The organism is Streptococcus sp. SN3, assembly GCF_030439905.1.
Map to the genome: position 1 here is coordinate 1 of NZ_JAQFJF010000009.1, position 17,319 is coordinate 17,319.

Consider the following 17,319-nt stretch of genomic DNA (forward strand, 5'->3'; position numbering starts at 1 on the left):
GGAACACCAGCAGATCATGCCTGTATCGAATGGTTTCATTCTGTTCTCAAGTCTGAAACCTTCTATCTCCATAACTGGAGAAACTTAACCAAAGATAGTATAACAGATATTGGCGAAAAATACATCATATTTTATAATGAAAGTAGAATTCAACAGAAATTAAATGACCAGTCTCCTGTAGATTACAGAAAACTGGTCGAATAAGAGGGGGTTTTCTCTTGTCCCATTATTGGGGTGCAGTGCCGAATGTTTATTCGCCTTTTTATTATTATATAGTTATTTATCACCTTTATTCCGAATCACAAAACCTGTTTTCTTCTCACTTGAAGTATTGCGTGGTTTCTTGTGCTCTTTGCGATAGCGTTTTTCTTTGTCAAAATACTCATTGCGACCGCCCTTTTTGTAATTGCCACGTCTGCTACCACGTTCACGACGATTTCCACCTTTATTATTCCGATTCCCCTTATTGGCACCAGAAACATATTTAAACGGTAGTGGTTTCTCACGCGCAATTTCCACTTCTGGAAGAGTATCTGGATCTTGCACCGTTAGGCTCAAGATATATAAGGCTAACTCTTCTGGCGTAAATTCAGCTGCTAGCTTACGAGCATCTTTACCAAATTTCTCAAAATTGCTACGAATGGTCTCATCTGCAAAATCTCGCTCAATCTTTTTGAGGGCAACTTTTTTCTTAGCTTGAAAGGCTTCTTCTGCAGTTGCTGGCTTCATGCCTTTCATGCGTTTCTTAGTTAAGCTTTCGATAATTTGAAGATAACCCATTTCATTTGGAGCTACGAAAGTGATAGACTGACCTGACTTACCAGCACGACCAGTCCGACCAATCCGGTGAACATAGCTTTCTGGATCCTGAGGAATGTCGTAGTTGTAGACATGGGTCACACCAGAAATATCCAATCCACGTGCAGCTACATCTGTTGCAACAAGAACGTCTAGATTGCCATTCTTGAAATCACGAAGTACACGGAGGCGTTTTCCTTGGTCTAAATCGCCATGAATCCCTTCTGCTCGGAAACCACGAATCTTGAGACCACGAGTCAATTCATCTACTCGGCGTTTGGTACGCCCAAAAACAATAGAAAGTTCTGGCTGCTCTACATCCATAAGACGTGTCATGGTATCAAATTTTTCATTTTCCTTGACGCGGATATAGTACTGGTCTACCAGCTCAGTAGTCAGCTCTTTAGCAGCAATTTTCACATGTGTTGGTTCTTTCATAAACTTCACACCAATCTGCTTGATAGCATCCGGCATGGTTGCTGAAAAGAGAAGGGTCTGACGGTCTTCTGGCACACGGGAAATAATGGCTTCAATGTCTTCTAAGAAACCCATATTGAGCATTTCGTCTGCTTCATCTAAAATAAGCGTTTCTACATGATTGAGTTTCAACGCCTTACGCTTAATGAGGTCTAATAAACGCCCTGGGGTTCCTACGACAATGTGAGCACCTGATTTCAAAGCTTTAATTTGCTTTTCAATGCTAGACCCGCCATAAACTGAGCGGACTTTGACACCCTTACTACGACCAAATCTAAAGAGTTCTTCTTGACTCTGTACTGCTAATTCACGAGTCGGTGCAATAATCAGTGCCTGAACAGTTGGATCCTCTGTATCAATCTTCTCCAGAGTAGGAAAACCAAACGCAGCTGTTTTTCCAGTACCAGTCTGGGCTTGTCCAATGACGTCTTTTCCTGCCATAGCCAGCGGAATGGTCTGTTCTTGAATCGGGCTAGCTTCTACAAAACCAGCTTTGTCAATTTCTGCTAACAATTCAGCAGACAAATGTAATTCATTAAATTTCAATTTTTTCTTCTTTCTAAAAGGCAGTACGAAGCTACCTTATAAGACATTTTGGCTCTTCTTTTTATTAAAAATATGGTTTCTCAAATCGGAATACTAAAAAAGCGCCAACTTGGTCGCTAGTTACCATTAAACAGAAAAGCTTTTAGTTTTTGCAACCTACTTAGTATAACATAAAGAATAGTAAAAAGATAGAACTGATAGCGTTTTACTTGAAAATTAATTAGAAGTCTAATAGATACTATGATAAAATTAGCTTCTTCTCTTCTTTATACTTCCTTTAGATATTTAATTATAAAGAAATATTTAAAATGAGAACCATATAAAACAATTTACACTAATCATATAGTACTCACGTTGCTAGTTGACAAAAAATTCTAAATGGTAGGCTAAAAGAACCTGTTCAATCTCCAATTGCCATTCTGCTAAAGACCTAACAATCGGGTGCTCAATGTCAAACATTGCATTTAGAACAAAGATTCAAGTTTCAATAGTTCCTCGAATGGCTAGAATTGCAGGAATGTTACGCTCATCAATGCCCTCCATATTTTTACGAAGCGGCGTCCAAAGATGAATCCCCTTTGCCTCCAAGCGTTCTTTCAACTCTTTACTTAGGTATCCCAAATCTCCTAAAACGCGAGAATAAGGGACACAGTCTCCAGCAATTCTTCTGCTACCTGAATATCATGAACTGAGACAGGGGTAACTAGATAATCCAAAATATAGCCCGACACTGTCACCGCCGAATGCACTTTCAAACCGTAAAACCACATCTTTTTGGAAGCACAGTAGCCAATGTTGATCGCCTCATTCAAGAACTTGACTCGATGACTTCTGACAGGCTGGAAAAGGAGGACTGGAAAGCTGTCAATGATGACCAATTCATCAAAATCCAGTTGATTGAAATAGGGGCGAATCAACCGAAGCAGGGGCGTCAGATAACGAGCATGGCGATAAAAGCGGCTTCTCTCCAGTCCGGTGAATCCGAAGAAATTGCAAATCAATTGGTAAAACCTTCGCTGTGACTTCATTCCAATTTCTGCCTGGAACAGCATTAAGGTCAAAACAGAAACATCTGAAACCTTGCATTGCTCTACATTCTTACGATGAACCAGCTAGCTCATCAGGAGCAATCTTTTGATATAAGTCACATCAGACTTCACGAAGCTGTGGCATACTGAGTTGAAGAGGATGACGACTCGGTGTATAATGGAAAGTGCCCATTTGGTTTACCTCTCTGCTTTTTTCTTCACTTGCAGTGTACACCAAATGGGCTTTTTTGTGAAGCAAAATCAACTAGCAGCAGGGGTATATAGTATTTTAAAACAAGACTTCTGTAAATTTGACAACTATACTTTGTGCCTATGTAAACAATATATCATTTCTTTTAAAATTTATCGGGACAAAACTAGAAACGATTATGACTTTGCTTCACTTCCTCATCTAGACAATTTTATTGTTTATTTACAAATCGCTTTAGAAACTGAACAAGAATAATCCAGAGTATAAAACTAATAAGCACAATATAGAGCCAAGCATTCTTATCACTTGACCAAGGCAGTGGCACATTCATTCCAAAGAATCCTGTAATAACTGCCAATACTGCCAATAAGACTGAAATAATAGTTAATAGAGCTAAATTGTCGTTTAGATTGTTGTTCAAAATATTGTTGTACGAGCCTGACAATTGATTGAGAACTTGAGCAATCAAATCTGTCATAGCGACGAGTTGACGAGCTTCAATCATGACATCATCAAACTGCTCTTTTTCAATCTCATCTAAATGGCGATAAATGGCATGGCCTTTAATATGCTCCAAAAGCATGCGGTTCTGCTTGGTAGCAGCAACCAGATAGACCATAGAGGTTTCTAAATCCGCTAAAGCAAAGAGATTTTTTTTAGTGGTTGTTTGGTGCAAAAGATGATTGATGTTATCTTTTGTTTCGTCCATTTGTTCAATCACAGGATAATAAGAATTACACACCAATTCTAAACTAGCAAATAGAAATTTGTAAACTGTAACTGGTTCATGGTGTTCAACATAATTTTTCATCATATCTACAACATAAGTATTTTCCTTATTGCTAATGGTAATGAGCCGATCCTGCTGTACCACAAAGGTCATAGGGACTGTTTCATAGTAATTTTTAGCTCTTTTTAAATTGAGTACATTGAAAATAAAAACAACTGTTCCTGTCTCACGATTGTAGTCCATGTGGGCGCGTTCATTTTTATCCAGTGCATACTCAATTGTTTCTTCATCAATATTGTATTTTGTATAAGAACCTGGGTGTTGACTCAAAATATCTGCATCCAAATTTATCCAGGCCATTCCACTCTGTAATTTCTTTTCGATAAACACTACTTTCCCCTTTCACTATCAATGGAAAAGGACTGAGAGAAGAAAGCTCAATCCTTAGGAAAATTTAATATATACAATGCAGTAAATCTTTATATCCCGTAGCAACTAACCTAGCGAGCCGATTTTATTATAACTATGATGCTGCTATACACGGTCTGTAATCAGATAGTTTTGGTACGTCACATCTTCTCTTCCAACTTGACATCCGGATACTTGTCTGCGAACCAGCGAAGAGCAAAATCATTTTCAAAGAGAAAGACAGGCTGGTCAAAGCGGTCCTTGGCTAAGATATTGCGACTTGAGGACATACGCTCATCCAAGTCATCTGGTGAAATCCAGCGAACCGTCTTTTTACCCATTGGGCTCATAACCACTTCAGCATTGTATTCATTTTCCATGCGATGCTTGAAGACCTCGAACTGGAGTTGTCCGACAGCTCCTAGCATGTACTCGCCAGTTTGGTAATTGGTATAAAGCTGAATAGCACCCTCTTGCACCAGCTGTTCAATCCCCTTATGGAAGGATTTTTGCTTCATGACATTCTTGGCTGCAACCTTCATAAAAATCTCTGGGGTAAAGGTTGGCAGAGGTTCAAATTCAAACTTGTTCTTGCCTACAGTCAGGGTATCGCCGACCTGATAAGTTCCCGTATCATAAACCCCGATAATATCACCAGCCACGGCATTGGTCACATTTTCCCGACTCTCGGCCATAAACTGGGTGACATTGGACAGCTTGGCGGACTTGCCAGTGCGAGGCAGATTGACACTCATACCTCGCTCGAACTCGCCAGAAACGATACGGACAAAGGCAATGCGATCGCGGTGGCGCGGATCCATATTGGCCTGAATTTTAAATACAAAACCTGAAAAGTCTGGGCTGAGCGGCTCGACTACCTTACCGTCTGTCTTCTTATGGCCATGTGGTTCCGGAGCAAACTTAAGGAAAGTTTCTAAGAAAGTCTGCACGCCAAAGTTGGTCAAGGCTGAACCGAAGAAAACAGGTGTCAGCCTACCGTCTAAAATCGCTTCTTCTGAAAATTCATTTCCAGCTTCTTGTAAGAGTTCGATATCTTCCTTGACCTGATCATAGAAAGGATTGGAAGCAAAAAGTTGGTCGCCATCTTCCAAAGAAGCAAAACGCTCATCGCCTTTGTACAGTTCTAGACGTTCATTATAGAGATCATAGAGACCCTCAAAACTTTTTCCCATACCGATTGGCCAGTTCATTGGGTAGCTAGCAATGCCTAGAATTTCTTCCAGTTCTTCCAGTAGATCTAAAGGTTCGCGGCCATCTCGATCCAGCTTGTTCATAAAGGTGAAGACTGGGATATTGCGATGTTTGACAACCTCAAAGAGCTTCTTGGTCTGTGCCTCAATACCTTTAGCTGAGTCAATGACCATGACCGCTGCATCCACCGCCATCAAGGTTCGATAAGTATCTTCTGAAAAATCCTCATGCCCCGGCGTATCCAGAATATTAACCCGTTTGCCATCGTAGTCAAACTGCATGACAGAAGAGGTCACAGAAATCCCCCGTTGTTTCTCAATATCCATCCAGTCAGACTTGGCAAAATTACCAGTCTTTTTCCCCTTGACCGTCCCAGCCTCACGAATCTCGCCCCCAAAGTAGAGCAGCTGCTCAGTAATGGTCGTCTTCCCTGCGTCCGGGTGGGAAATAATAGCAAAAGTCCGTCGCTTCTTAATTTCTTCTTGTAAAGTCATCTTTTTCTCTTTCTTTCCTTTTAGAATAATCGTGAATGTTAGCATCTACTTTTTATTTTTACATCGGAACCTTTGATCCTTTCAACTTATCCATTATAGCGGATTTAACGCTTTTTTTCAATAATCTAAGGTTTGTAAATAATAGGTTAAGATATGGCTCATATAACAATTATTTAAAAAAATCCACTTTGTAAGGTGAATTTTTTGATAAGCAACTTTCTTCTTCCTATAAATCAGACAGAATTAAAAGTCAAACAAATCATCTTGGAAGAATTCATTCATTGGCTTCCAGTATTCTCTGTCATTGATATCCTCTTTCCATACAGCATTGTTAAAGAGTAAGCCCGTCACATCGCCAGCAGTATTGACGATTGGACGGACAAAAGCAAAACGCGCCCCATTTGGATTGGTGTCCTTATTTTCAGACCACTCTCGGATTGCTTTGAATTTTGCTTCTGAGTATGTGTCAATATTTTGTTTCTTTCCACCTTTAGTTTCAACGACATAGGTCCGACCATCTGTCCCTAAAAAAATATAATCCGGGAAAAAGCCTTCTTTCTTTTGCCCATACGCAACTGAGAAATAGTTATCTCCTCGGTCCTTGCTGCGGTACCACCACTTGACTTGTTGGCTGCTTTCAAGCCATTCTTCAAAGGCTTTTTCTGGCTTTGAAGTTGTCACCCAATTATTTCTGCCGTAACCTTTGTAAACATTTTTTGAGAAAACTTCTCCGGCTTCATTTTTCAAAGTTTGATACATTTCATTCTTAGGAAGAACCAAAGAAACAAGGTCCAATTCATTATGACTGATACCGTATTCCAAAGACAACTGTTTATCAAACAGTCCCTGTGCATCTGCATTTTTAGCAGTTTCACGAAGAAGTCTGTAATTATTGATGACAAAAGCCATAAATTCAGACGGTTTTAAACTTATAAAACGCTTGGTAGGTTCTTCGCTGCGATTTGAAAATAATTCCAGTAAGATATGATTGACATCACTAGGTCTATCTCGATAAAGATATTTTTGGATGGCTTGTTCAGCATTCAGCAGATCCAAACGATTGTCACGAAGATTGACAGGCATTTTAATATCAAATGCTATTAGCTGTTCAGTAACGATATCTCGCTCTAATTTATCAGATTTAACTAAATATTGAAGAATTGTTGTCCCAAAAATATAACCGTAACTCTCTAATTTTTCTTGATTTTGCTTGCCGTTTTGTTCTACTAGACCATAGTCATTTTTGAACTGCTTGCGAAGTGCTTGAATGACCTCACTGTTCGTCAAACCGGCTCGTAAATTTGGTTTTACTGAAGTAAGTTGGAAATCAGGTGCTTCCTCTTTCAGCTCATAAGTCGCAATATAAGCTCCTTCTCCTTTTTTCAAGACATCTGCTATATATTTCTGGTCGTTCGAGTAGATGAAAGCGTTGTCTAACAAGGGATTATCATAATGCTTTTGCCCAGGCATTCTGCGAATACGACCAATAGTCTGCAAAGTAAAATTGGGTTCAGTATTGAGACGTAGCTTGACCAAAATTTTAGCTCGAGGCGCATCCCATCCGGTGGAAACCGCCTGCTTCATCAATAGATAATTAACAGGACTGTTCTCTTTTTCAATCGCAGTTATGTTAATTTTCTCATTAGCCAGCCAAGTCGCTACCTGTCCATCCTCCTGACCAATTTCAGATAGATAGTCCCTGACTTGTTTGATGAGGCTCTTGCGTTCCTCCCTATTTGCTTTTCTCTCATCAGGAAACTGAATCAATACCAATGGATTGATGGAAAGACCTAATTTTTCGTATTCTACTTTTACCTGACGGCGCTTATCATCCGCAAAATCCAAAAAATATTGGATCATATTATCCACAACATCTCCATCCACGCCATCTGGATTGAGCTCTACATTACGGACAATCAGCCCCTGAGCAATGACATCTTCATCATTGACCTGAACATTATCATAATCTGGTGATGATGATTTAGGCGTTGCTGATGCACGGATAATCTTATCTGCTTCAAATTTATCAATAATCCGCTGCGCTTTTTCCGTCTGATCGCGATGCTCTTCATCAATAATCAAGACAAAGTGTAACCCCTTATGCTTAGCAACTTTGATAATATCGTCAAGATTTTTAGTCTCGCCCTCACGCAAGGCAATAGCCTTATCGTTTTTGACACGTTCCCAATTCAGAAAAGTCGCTGTGCCAGCTTGAAAACCTCCAGTCAAGGCTTCATCTAAAGTAATAGATTTGACAAATTTCCCAATATCTCTAGCTTTGTTCCAAGACTGCTCCTCCAGCTCCCCATTTCCCGGCGTCAGCCAGACAAAGACGTAATCATAAGGATTGGGATTATACTCAATAATTCTGTCCATCAGGCTAATGAGCATGATAGTCTTTCCGGCTCCAGTAGGTGCATAAAAGACCGTCGTTTGTTTTCGAGAATAGAAAAATTTATCTTGCAGGGTTTGAACCGCCTGCTCTTGAAAAGGAAATAATTTCATTATAATCCTGCCTCTTTCATTTCTTTTGCAAAATAGTATTCCGGAACATCAACTAGCTCAATGCCTTCATACCGTACCCAATCTTCTTTTTCCATCATAGCATGGGAATGCTGACGGACATAAACTGTCTTAATGCCTGACAAATCCAGCTCTCTGATTTCCGACAAAGTAAAGGCAACCGCCTTATCACTTTCTTCTAGGTCAATGGCATGCTCCAGCTCAATCAAGGTCTTCACATTATTGAGCAGGGCATATTCTAAATCTTCATCCTCTTTTTCGATGAATTGAGTTTTGAAATATTTGAGGTTATGCGGCAGATCCTCTTGGATATTTGCCAAACGTTTATAAGTTACTTCTTCGCAGATATTATTCTCATTGTTGGTGCAAAGAATATACTTGCGCTTGCCACCGTCTTCCTTGTTGAGCTGCGCTACCGCATGGCCTGTTGTGCCCGAACCAGCGAAGAAGTCGAGGATGGTTGAAGTTTTATCGGATTTAAGAGAAATTAATTTCATAATTAGTTTTTTAGGTTTAGAAAAATTAAAATCAATATCTAATCCACTCAGCTCTTCTGCTGCATCCTCATTAACACCATCCTTATCAAACCAATTATTAGAAATCTGACCCTCTGATTTATCCAAAAAAATTTTTAAATAGGGAGTACCCGTTTTTGTCCAATAAATTTCGCCATTCTTATCTTTTTCTTTAAAAAATTCTTTTGTTCTTATACTTTTAATAACTCTTTCTATTCCAGTCGGGGATTTAATATGTAATAAATTTTTTCCTCTAGTATTATCTACGATTGTCCCTCTCCTAAATCGCCTACCGGTTAAGTCATCAACATATCTGTATTCTTTAATCGCGCTTTCTTTTAACTCAATCTTATTAAAGTGATTTTGAAACTTATTTAACGCGTAACACAATATTGACTCACCAACTATTGATAATTGTTTTGCATTATTATTTTGTGATTCACTTCTTTTCCAATGTATAGATGTTACAAAATTCCCTTCCCCAAATATCTCATCACAGAGCAATTTCAACTGTGCTTGTTCGTTATCATCAATGGAAATAAAAATAACACCAGTTTCACTTAAGAGATTTTGTGCACTCTCAAGCCGTTTACTCATAAAGGACAGCCACTTTGAATGTGAGTAGCCATCATTTTTATCCACAATTTTATCATTGTAAATGAAGTCTTTATTCCCCGTATTATAAGGCGGGTCAATGTAAATGACATCAATTTTGCCGGCATGAGTTTTCTCTAACAGATGTAAGCTATGGAGGTTGTCTCCTTCTAGCAGAAAATGATAATCTTCCGATGCAGGATTTCCCTTGATCTTTTTGCTTTCGTCTTCGACAAAAACAGGGATTTTGCTTTTCATCTCCTCTTCCACCAGTTCAGCATGTTCCTCCCAAACCAAACCATATCGCTTAGAATCAATCAATTCAATTAGTTTTTCCAATTTTGGCAGGTCTTCATGATTAGACTCTTTTCTTGCCTGCTCCATCAAGCTTCTGACATAAGCCAGAACTTCTGCCTTTTCATTTTGATGCGGGCGTTCGTCAAATGTCGCAGGCATTAGAAAACACCTCCAATCTTAGTGATTGAAAGTGTTTTTGAGTATACTAAAAAAAGGGTATTAATTACCTCTGCTCTGCTCTGCTCTGCTCTGCTCTGCTCTGCTCTGCTCTGCTCTGCTCTGCTCTGCTCTGCTCTGCTCTGCTCTGCTCTGCTCTGCTCTGCTCATGATAAAATCCTTTCCTAACCATGTCAAGCCAAAATATTTACTTTTTTTCTTTATTTTATCAAAATTTCAAAATGAAATCAAAAAAGAGTTTGGATTAGCCAAACTCATATTCTTATCTGTGATAAAGAATCTCTTACAGATTAAAACTTAACAAGAATCATACTGAAAAGAAAAATGATTAAAATAAGTACTAAAAGCAAAGGTAAACTGTTGGCAAAAGGCAAACGAAAACCCACATACTAACTATAAAGAACAACTAACTGTATAATTTGAATCCATTTAAACGTTTCTACAATATATGGATTATCATGATTTTTTACAGCAGTATAAATAGACAAAGATAAATGCAATCATCAAACCATGCCAAAACATCGGTATCAGGGACGGTTCTGTTTTGTGAGTCGTTAAAACACTATTCACCATAACTTAATTTTCCTGTCTGACTGTTTCTTCTTGTTCTTGCTTAAGCTGTATTTGTTTAAAGACCAGAGAAATCATCCAAATAGCTAAAATCAGAGGCAATGACACCAACAGATAATTGCTAATTATCCCATGATCACCTACTAAAGGCGGCTCCTTCAAAAAACCATAATTTCCACCACTCACAAAATTTACAAATAATAACAAGAGATTCATAGCAAAACTAATCTCTACAATTCGCCGCAAGTCCAATTGCTTACTATCATAATGATTCATCAAATACGTAAGAGAATTCCCCAAAAGAGCATAGTGGCCAATCAAATAAGATACTAAGGTAATATGAGGAAAAGCAAATGGATCAAACAAAGGATAAATCAAGGCACAAATAGGCCCAAATACTCCTAAAAGAGCAAAATATTGTTTATAAACTGAGGAATCAGGCAGAAACAAAATAGCAAACATCGCCAATCTACAATGATAAAAAGGAAGTGCCTCAGATAGTGGTGACAAAGTGGCGACATACCAGCTATAAAGCATTAGAATTTGGAATCCTTGTACAAATTTTAAAATAATTTGATAACGCTTATTTTGATGATATTTTACAGCACTGTACATGATGTAAATGATTCCTAAAAACATTATTCCGTACCAAAACGGGGTCAATTGTGGCGCCTCCGTTTTATGGTTTGTAAAAAATTCTTGTAGATTCATCTTCTACTAATCCATCCTATCAATTAATTTTTTTATGACACTTAATTTTCTTGTTGTAGCAATAATACCTAATTTCTTTTCAAGAAAATTATTATTTAATTTCTTTATTCTAGCATCTCTTGGTAGATACATATAAAGGCAAGTTTCTCCAACTGCAAATATTTCATCTGTAAAGCTCATTTCTGCTACTTTTTGAGTCTCTCTGTAGATAGAAAATTGTTTGTAAACAACAAATGAATCCTCGACTAGTCCAATTCCGTAGGAAAAAGATTTTGCAGGGCAGCCTTTTTTAAATCAGATTTTTTCTTTACGACAATCGATAAATTCACACCAAGCTTCTCCCAAATCAACTGGTGAATATGTTGAGCAAGTTCTTCAGCAGATATACTCGTTTCACAAATCACATTACCTGATTGACTATAGCTTGAAACATTGTCTAAACCTGATTGCTCCAACATTTGAACCAAATTACTCATCTTAGGGATTCGATTTGATCCCGTAGGCATCACACTGCGAAAAAGAGCAAGATACTGCACCTGATGCTTACACCTCATTCTCCAATTCCTCTACTAGATTAGCTAAATTCATAGAATTGCTACCCTTTATCAAGACTTGATCCGTTGGTTTTAGTGCTTTTTTAACCGCTTTTACCAAATCCGAAAACTGATCTTTGTCAGCATTTTTTACAAAATAATGAACTTTCTCTGGTGGGAAAATTTCCTGAGCATAGGCAAAAAGAGCAGCCATATCCTCTCCGTAGAGAAATATTTCTGAGAGAATTTCCGGATTTAGACTAGTTATCATAGCACCATGCATTTGTTTAGACTCAGCCCCCAGCTCCTTCATATCAGCTAAAACAACCAACTTCCGACCATTATCATTATAAGGAATTGTAGAAAAAGTTTCCAAAATCAGACGCATAGCTGTTGGATTCGCATTATAAACATCTGAGAGGATATCAGCTCCATTTTTAGCTTTTTTCCATTCAGTGCGATTTCGCGTTAATTCAAGAGTCAAAAAAGCTTTTTGAATGGCCTCTTCTGTCACCCCTTCTTTTAAGGCTACATAAGCGGCAATCATGGCATTAGTCGCATTGTATTTTCCAGTTACTGGAAGGTCAATAGCACTAGTTAAAAAGTTGGTCTCAAAGGTCAAGCTATCTTTTCGTTCTTCTAATTTTGTTAGACAAATATCTTCGTCTGGACCAAAACGAACAACATTTTGCTGACTTGGTAAAAAGTCATTGATAATTTTGTCCGCTGGGACAACTAAAAGAGCCCCATTTTTCATACCGTCAGCGATTTGTAGCTTTCCTTTTGCAATTTCATGACGGCTTTTAAAAAATTCTAGATGTGCTTCACCAATTAAAGTCACTATGCCTACTTTTGGCTGAGCGATAGTAGATAAAAGATGAATATCCCCCATGTGATCTTGCCCCATTTCCAGAACCAACTTTTCAGTATCATCTGGCATATGCAAGATCGTATAAGGAAGACCAATTTCATTATTGTAGTTTCCTTGTGTTTTGTAAGTCTTATAAGCCATTGACAAGAGGTGAGCCAGCATGTCTTTGGTCGTCGTCTTACCATTAGAACCTGTGACTGCAAAAACATCTACCTTCATCTTTTCCAGATAATACCGTGCCAAATGCTGCAGTGCTGCTAATACATCATCTACTAAAATATAAGGATAGTCTTCCAATTCTTTTTCTGACAAGGTTGCCACAGCTCCATTTTCAAACGCTGTCGCAATAAAGTCATGCCCATCACGCGCGCCCTTAAGAGGCAGAAACAAATCTCCCTCTCCAATCAATCGGCTGTCAAATTCTGCCTTTCTAAATGTACAATCTGGAAATAGATGAACATCATTTTTAGCTTTCAAAACAGAAGCCACTTCATAGAACGTTAATTGCATTTTTATCCCCTACTTATCTTAAATATCTCTAACTCTCTCATTATACCACAGAAAAACCGACTTTTACAGATTCACTAAAAGATATAGCAAAATAACAGAAAAAAATGAAAAGACAGGAGCAATGTTATTCCTGTCTTGTTTTATGACGGCAAAAAGCTCTTATATTGATGCTATGACTAATTGCTCAAAGCAAAGCTTTAAGATTCAGACAAAGCTTACGACTTATTCGCTTTTCAAACTTGGAAGAGTACCTGCTCTTATCTCATAGTAAATGCTTTTCACGTTTTGTAAACATTTCTTGAGCTAACTGAACTAATTTTTCAATCAAATCTGTATAAGAAATGCCCATATTTTCCCAAAGCAGGGGATACATTGACCACTGTGTGAATCCAGGCATCGTGTTTAACTCATTGAGGAAAATCTCACCTTTATCAGTGTAAAAGAAATCACAGCGAGCTAAACCAACGCCGCCAATCGCTCGAAAGGCTTTTTCGGCATGTTGACGCATGGTAGAAATCACATCATCTGACAATTTTGCAGGAATAGACATAGTGATTTTGTTGTCAATGTATTTAGCTTCGTAATCATAGAAAGGAACATCTTTCACTACCTCACCTGGTAAGCTGCTTTGGGCTTCTTCGTTCCCAAGTAAACCAACTTCAATTTCACGCGCATTGACACCTTGCTCAATCAAAACACGACTATCGTATTTGAAAGCTAACTTAAGAGCAGAACGCAATTCATCTTGATTTTCAGACTTGGAAATACCGACGCTAGAGCCCATATTGGATGGTTTTGTAAAGACTGGATAAGTTAGATTTTCCTCTACTTCTGCAATCTTTTCTTCTATATTTTCGTCTTCAATCACAGCTACATATGGTACTTGTGGAATGCCAGCAGAAGCCAACACTCGTTTTGTTGTGATTTTGTCCATGGCAACACTAGAAGAAAGGATATTACAACCCACATAAGGCATTTTCAACACTTCAAGAAATCCTTGGATAGACCCGTCTTCTCCCATTGGACCATGAAGAACGGGGAACACAGTAGCACCTTCTTCGTAAATATCACTCGGCTTCATTTTTTGACTCTCAATGACGGTATCATTTGTCATCAATTTTTCATCATCAGCAGGTTTGCTTGAAAATTCTTGCGTCTTGATAAAATCACCTGCTTGTGTGATGAAATAAGTCTTGACAAAAAATTTGTCATAATTAATCGCACGCATGACACTCTCTGCTGATAAGACAGAAACTTTTCTTTCCGCACTGCGTCCGCCGTAAAGGAGAATGATTTGTTGTTTTGACATTTTCATACCTAACCTTCTCATCTTAAAAGAAATCTACAAATTTAATCGCCTTTTAGTATACCATATTTTAGCTTGTTTTTGAACAGAAACAGAGCTTTCATTTTCTTTTAAACAAAGCTTTATCACCCTTTTACAACTCCGTACGATTCTCAATAGCTCGAAGCAAAGTCACTTCATCTGCATATTCAATATCAGATCCAACTGCTAATCCACGGGCTAGTCGCGTCACTTTGATACCAGCTGGCTTTAACACCCGCGAGATATACATGGAAGTTGCTTCTCCATCTGCTGTTGCATTGGTCGCTACAATCACTTCAGCCACCTCACTATCCATTAACCGTGTAATCAAACTTTTCAGATTGATGTCATCAGGTCCGACACCATTCATAGGAGAAATCAATCCTTGCAAAACATGGTATAAACCATGGTATTCTTGGATATTTTCCATAGCAGATACATCTCGACTATCTTCTACAACCAAAATAGTAGATTGATCACGGGTCTCATCGGTACAGATAGCACAAGGATCATCATCCGTTAAATTGCCACAAATAGAGCAATAGGTTAGCTCACGTTTGGCTGCAAGTAAATTTTTAGCAAATTCATTGACATCATCATCACTCATGCCAATCGTATAAAAAGCCAAGCGTGTTGCTGTTTTTATGCCAATTCCTGGTAATTTTGAAAAACTTTCAATTAATTTCGCAATCGGTGTTGGATAAAGCATAATTCCCTCTCTAATTCATCGGATGCTGTTGATGATATAAATTAATAATATCACGTGTAATGCTATGGCTAACGGTTGAAGATAAGTCTGTATTATGTGGAAAAACAACTGCAACTGCAATTTGCGGATTGTTACTTGGTGCATAAGCAACAACGTTTGTATTGATGGCTTCCTGTTTTCCATTATTGACAAACGTTTCAGCTGTCCCAGTTTTCGCACTAATCGGTACTGATTCACCTTGTGACAAAGTACGCCCTGTGGTAAAACCACTTGTTCCATGTACTACTTGGTAAAAACCTCGACGAATCAAATCCATGTTGTCTTTTGAAATGTCCACTTTATTTAACTCTTTGGTGGCTTTTCCTTCAATTAATTTTCCAAGACCACCTTTTTCATTATTGTCATAAATTCCTTCCACTAAGTGTGGTGCGATACGAGTACCACCATTAGCTACCGTTGCAGCATACTGAGCTAATTGCATCGGTGTATAGTTATCAAACTGGCCAAAAGCATTGGTTAAATAGTTTGCAAACGTATATTTTTTAGGAGTATAGCCTTCGGACTCACTTGGTAAATCAATTCCTGTAGATGCTCCTAATCCATATTGCGCAAAAGTTTTACGCAATTTGTCCATAGAGGAATTCAAATTTTTCAAATCAATCGTCATATTAGGCGAATAAGGGGTTCCCATCATATTCAACGCTAGTTGGACCATGTAAGTATTGGATGAATATTCTAATGCCTCTAGAGCTGTAATTTGACGAGGGCCATACTGAGTAAACCAAGAAGTGATTGCAGAGGAACCTTCAAAAGAAATTGGTTGATCTGTCAGAACTTGGTTACCTGTGATAGCTCCACTTCCCCAACCTGCTGTCAAAGTCGCACCCTTAACAACCGAACCAGGCACAAAGTTATTCATAATGGTACCAAGTGAATCGGCTGTCAATTCTCCAGTATCGATATTATGTTTCAAACCTGCCATTGCTAGAATAGCACCCGTTTTGGGATTCATAGCAACAGCATAAACACCCTCAGAATATGTCGCATGACCGTTCGCTAATTCTGCACTGAAATACCTCCTCAAAATATCTTCCACACCATTTTGGAAAGTCAAATCCATCGTTAATTTCAGATTATTTCCCTTACTACCATTGGAAATATTTTTCACGCTCTCCATATTTCCATTTTTGTCAAGATTGATTTCTTTGATTGCGCGTTTCCCTTGAAGTGTAGACTCATATTGTTTTTCCAAATAACTCGTCCCAACACGATCATTAAGTGAATAGCCTTTTTTCAAATAAGCATCAACTTCCTCTGCAGGTAGTCCTGCCTTCTCACTTGAGACACTTCCAATGATAGAAGCTAAAGATGTGTCTAACACTTTTCTATCCCAGCTGGTGGTAATACTGATACCAGACAATTCTTTTGAGCTAGAAGCAATTGTCGCAATTTGGTCAGGAGACAAATCGTCTGTTCGGATATTTCCCGTCTCAAAATTTGCAATAGCATTCATTTGACTAAACAAATAAATAACTTTTTTATCTTCATTTGAGTAGTTTAATTTGACCACATCAACACTTTTAACGGCATTACTATAAATCTTCGACTCTGTCAAACGATTTCCATCTGTACTATACTTTTTATTTTTAGGCAGTTGATTGACGACCTTCTTATAAACCTCGCTATCTGCCAAATAATAATCGATCTGTTGTCGCTCAGTAACGTCTGCATTGGAAATGGAAACTAACGGCAGTAATTTTTGAGCAATTTCTTTAATCGTTTCAGCTCTCATTTTATTGCTACGCGTAAAGGAAACGACTTGCTTGGTTGTATTTTCCACCAAAGGTTTTCCACTTGCATCATAAATTTGCCCACGAACAGAGCTAGTTGTTACTTTGGTTTTACTGGCAGTCGCCAATTTTTTTGTATAAAATTCCCTATGCACAACTTGCATATAGCCCAAACGAACAATCAAACTCATAAACAATAAAATCACAATCCCAAATAACAAATTGAGCCGTCTAGGAATGGAATGACTATCAAATTTTCTTTTTTTCTTAGACATGTTTTCTCTCATT

11 protein-coding genes and 2 pseudogenes are annotated in these 17,319 nt (G+C 38.2%); 1 reads left to right on the forward strand and 12 read right to left on the reverse strand.

Features of this window, described 5'->3' with window-relative positions:
• On the forward strand, positions 1-204 hold a 204-nt coding region (locus PCY71_RS12730), incomplete at its 5' end, for an IS3 family transposase (protein ID WP_301412704.1).
• Between the two features lie 72 nt (positions 205-276).
• Here PCY71_RS12730 and PCY71_RS12735 read toward each other — a convergent pair.
• The 12 genes and pseudogenes from PCY71_RS12735 to pbp2b all read right to left on the reverse strand — a co-directional run bounded on the left by PCY71_RS12735 (position 277) and on the right by pbp2b (position 17,318).
• The gene (locus PCY71_RS12735) at positions 277-1,821 is read right to left on the reverse strand and encodes a DEAD/DEAH box helicase (RefSeq protein WP_301412705.1); all 1,545 of its coding nucleotides are present in this window, start codon (positions 1,819-1,821) and stop codon (positions 277-279) included.
• A 357-nt stretch (positions 1,822-2,178) separates the two neighbouring features.
• Positions 2,179-3,042: pseudogene (locus PCY71_RS12740) on the reverse strand (IS982 family transposase).
• Between the two features lie 229 nt (positions 3,043-3,271).
• Positions 3,272-4,180 carry a magnesium transporter CorA family protein gene (locus tag PCY71_RS12745; protein WP_037598630.1) on the reverse strand — a complete coding sequence of 303 codons (909 nt, stop codon included), beginning with the start codon at positions 4,178-4,180 and terminating at the stop codon, positions 3,272-3,274.
• Positions 4,181-4,359: 179 nt separating this feature from the next.
• Complete coding sequence (locus PCY71_RS12750) at positions 4,360-5,904, reverse strand: peptide chain release factor 3 (RefSeq protein ID WP_301412706.1); 1,545 nt, start codon at positions 5,902-5,904, stop codon at positions 4,360-4,362.
• A gap of 243 nt (positions 5,905-6,147) precedes the next feature.
• Entirely contained in the window at positions 6,148-8,409 is a 2,262-nt protein-coding gene (locus tag PCY71_RS12755) for a DEAD/DEAH box helicase (protein ID WP_301412707.1), read from the reverse strand.
• The gene (locus tag PCY71_RS12760; protein WP_301412708.1) at positions 8,409-9,992 is read right to left on the reverse strand and encodes a site-specific DNA-methyltransferase; all 1,584 of its coding nucleotides are present in this window, start codon (positions 9,990-9,992) and stop codon (positions 8,409-8,411) included. The genes PCY71_RS12755 and PCY71_RS12760 overlap by 1 nt, the downstream gene beginning before the upstream one ends.
• A gap of 594 nt (positions 9,993-10,586) precedes the next feature.
• Positions 10,587-11,291, reverse strand: a complete 705-nt coding sequence (locus PCY71_RS12765) for a TIGR02206 family membrane protein (RefSeq protein WP_301412709.1) — start codon at positions 11,289-11,291, stop codon at positions 10,587-10,589.
• Positions 11,292-11,297: 6 nt separating this feature from the next.
• Positions 11,298-11,845, reverse strand: a pseudogene (locus PCY71_RS12770) (DUF1697 domain-containing protein).
• Positions 11,835-13,205: a UDP-N-acetylmuramoyl-tripeptide--D-alanyl-D-alanine ligase gene (gene murF / locus PCY71_RS12775; RefSeq protein WP_301412710.1), complete on the reverse strand. Its 1,371-nt coding sequence runs from the start codon at positions 13,203-13,205 to the stop codon at positions 11,835-11,837. Before murF ends, PCY71_RS12770 begins: the two are co-directional and overlap by 11 nt.
• Positions 13,206-13,467: 262 nt before the next feature.
• Positions 13,468-14,514, reverse strand: coding sequence for a D-alanine--D-alanine ligase (locus PCY71_RS12780; RefSeq protein WP_126441564.1), 1,047 nt, complete (start codon positions 14,512-14,514; stop codon positions 13,468-13,470).
• A gap of 130 nt (positions 14,515-14,644) precedes the next feature.
• The gene (recR, locus tag PCY71_RS12785) at positions 14,645-15,241 is read right to left on the reverse strand and encodes a recombination mediator RecR (protein ID WP_003068251.1); all 597 of its coding nucleotides are present in this window, start codon (positions 15,239-15,241) and stop codon (positions 14,645-14,647) included.
• 10 nt (positions 15,242-15,251) lie between these two features.
• On the reverse strand, positions 15,252-17,318 hold the full coding sequence (gene pbp2b, locus PCY71_RS12790; protein WP_301412753.1) for a penicillin-binding protein PBP2B: 2,067 nt from the start codon (positions 17,316-17,318) through the stop codon (positions 15,252-15,254).
• Position 17,319: the final 1 nt, after the last annotated feature.

What these genes read in the sequence shown, in the direction of transcription:
- PCY71_RS12750 (WP_301412706.1), bottom strand. Translation starts at nt 5,904, where the DNA reads ATGACTTTACAAGAAGAAATTAAGAAGCGACGGACTTTTGCTATTATT.
- PCY71_RS12755 (WP_301412707.1), bottom strand. Translation starts at nt 8,409, where the DNA reads ATGAAATTATTTCCTTTTCAAGAGCAGGCGGTTCAAACCCTGCAAGAT.
- PCY71_RS12760 (WP_301412708.1), bottom strand. Translation starts at nt 9,992, where the DNA reads ATGCCTGCGACATTTGACGAACGCCCGCATCAAAATGAAAAGGCAGAA.
- PCY71_RS12765 (WP_301412709.1), bottom strand. Translation starts at nt 11,291, where the DNA reads ATGAATCTACAAGAATTTTTTACAAACCATAAAACGGAGGCGCCACAA.
- murF (WP_301412710.1), bottom strand. Translation starts at nt 13,205, where the DNA reads ATGCAATTAACGTTCTATGAAGTGGCTTCTGTTTTGAAAGCTAAAAAT.
- PCY71_RS12780 (WP_126441564.1), bottom strand. Translation starts at nt 14,514, where the DNA reads ATGTCAAAACAACAAATCATTCTCCTTTACGGCGGACGCAGTGCGGAA.
- recR (WP_003068251.1), bottom strand. Translation starts at nt 15,241, where the DNA reads ATGCTTTATCCAACACCGATTGCGAAATTAATTGAAAGTTTTTCAAAA.
- pbp2b (WP_301412753.1), bottom strand. Translation starts at nt 17,318, where the DNA reads ATGAGAGAAAACATGTCTAAGAAAAAAAGAAAATTTGATAGTCATTCC.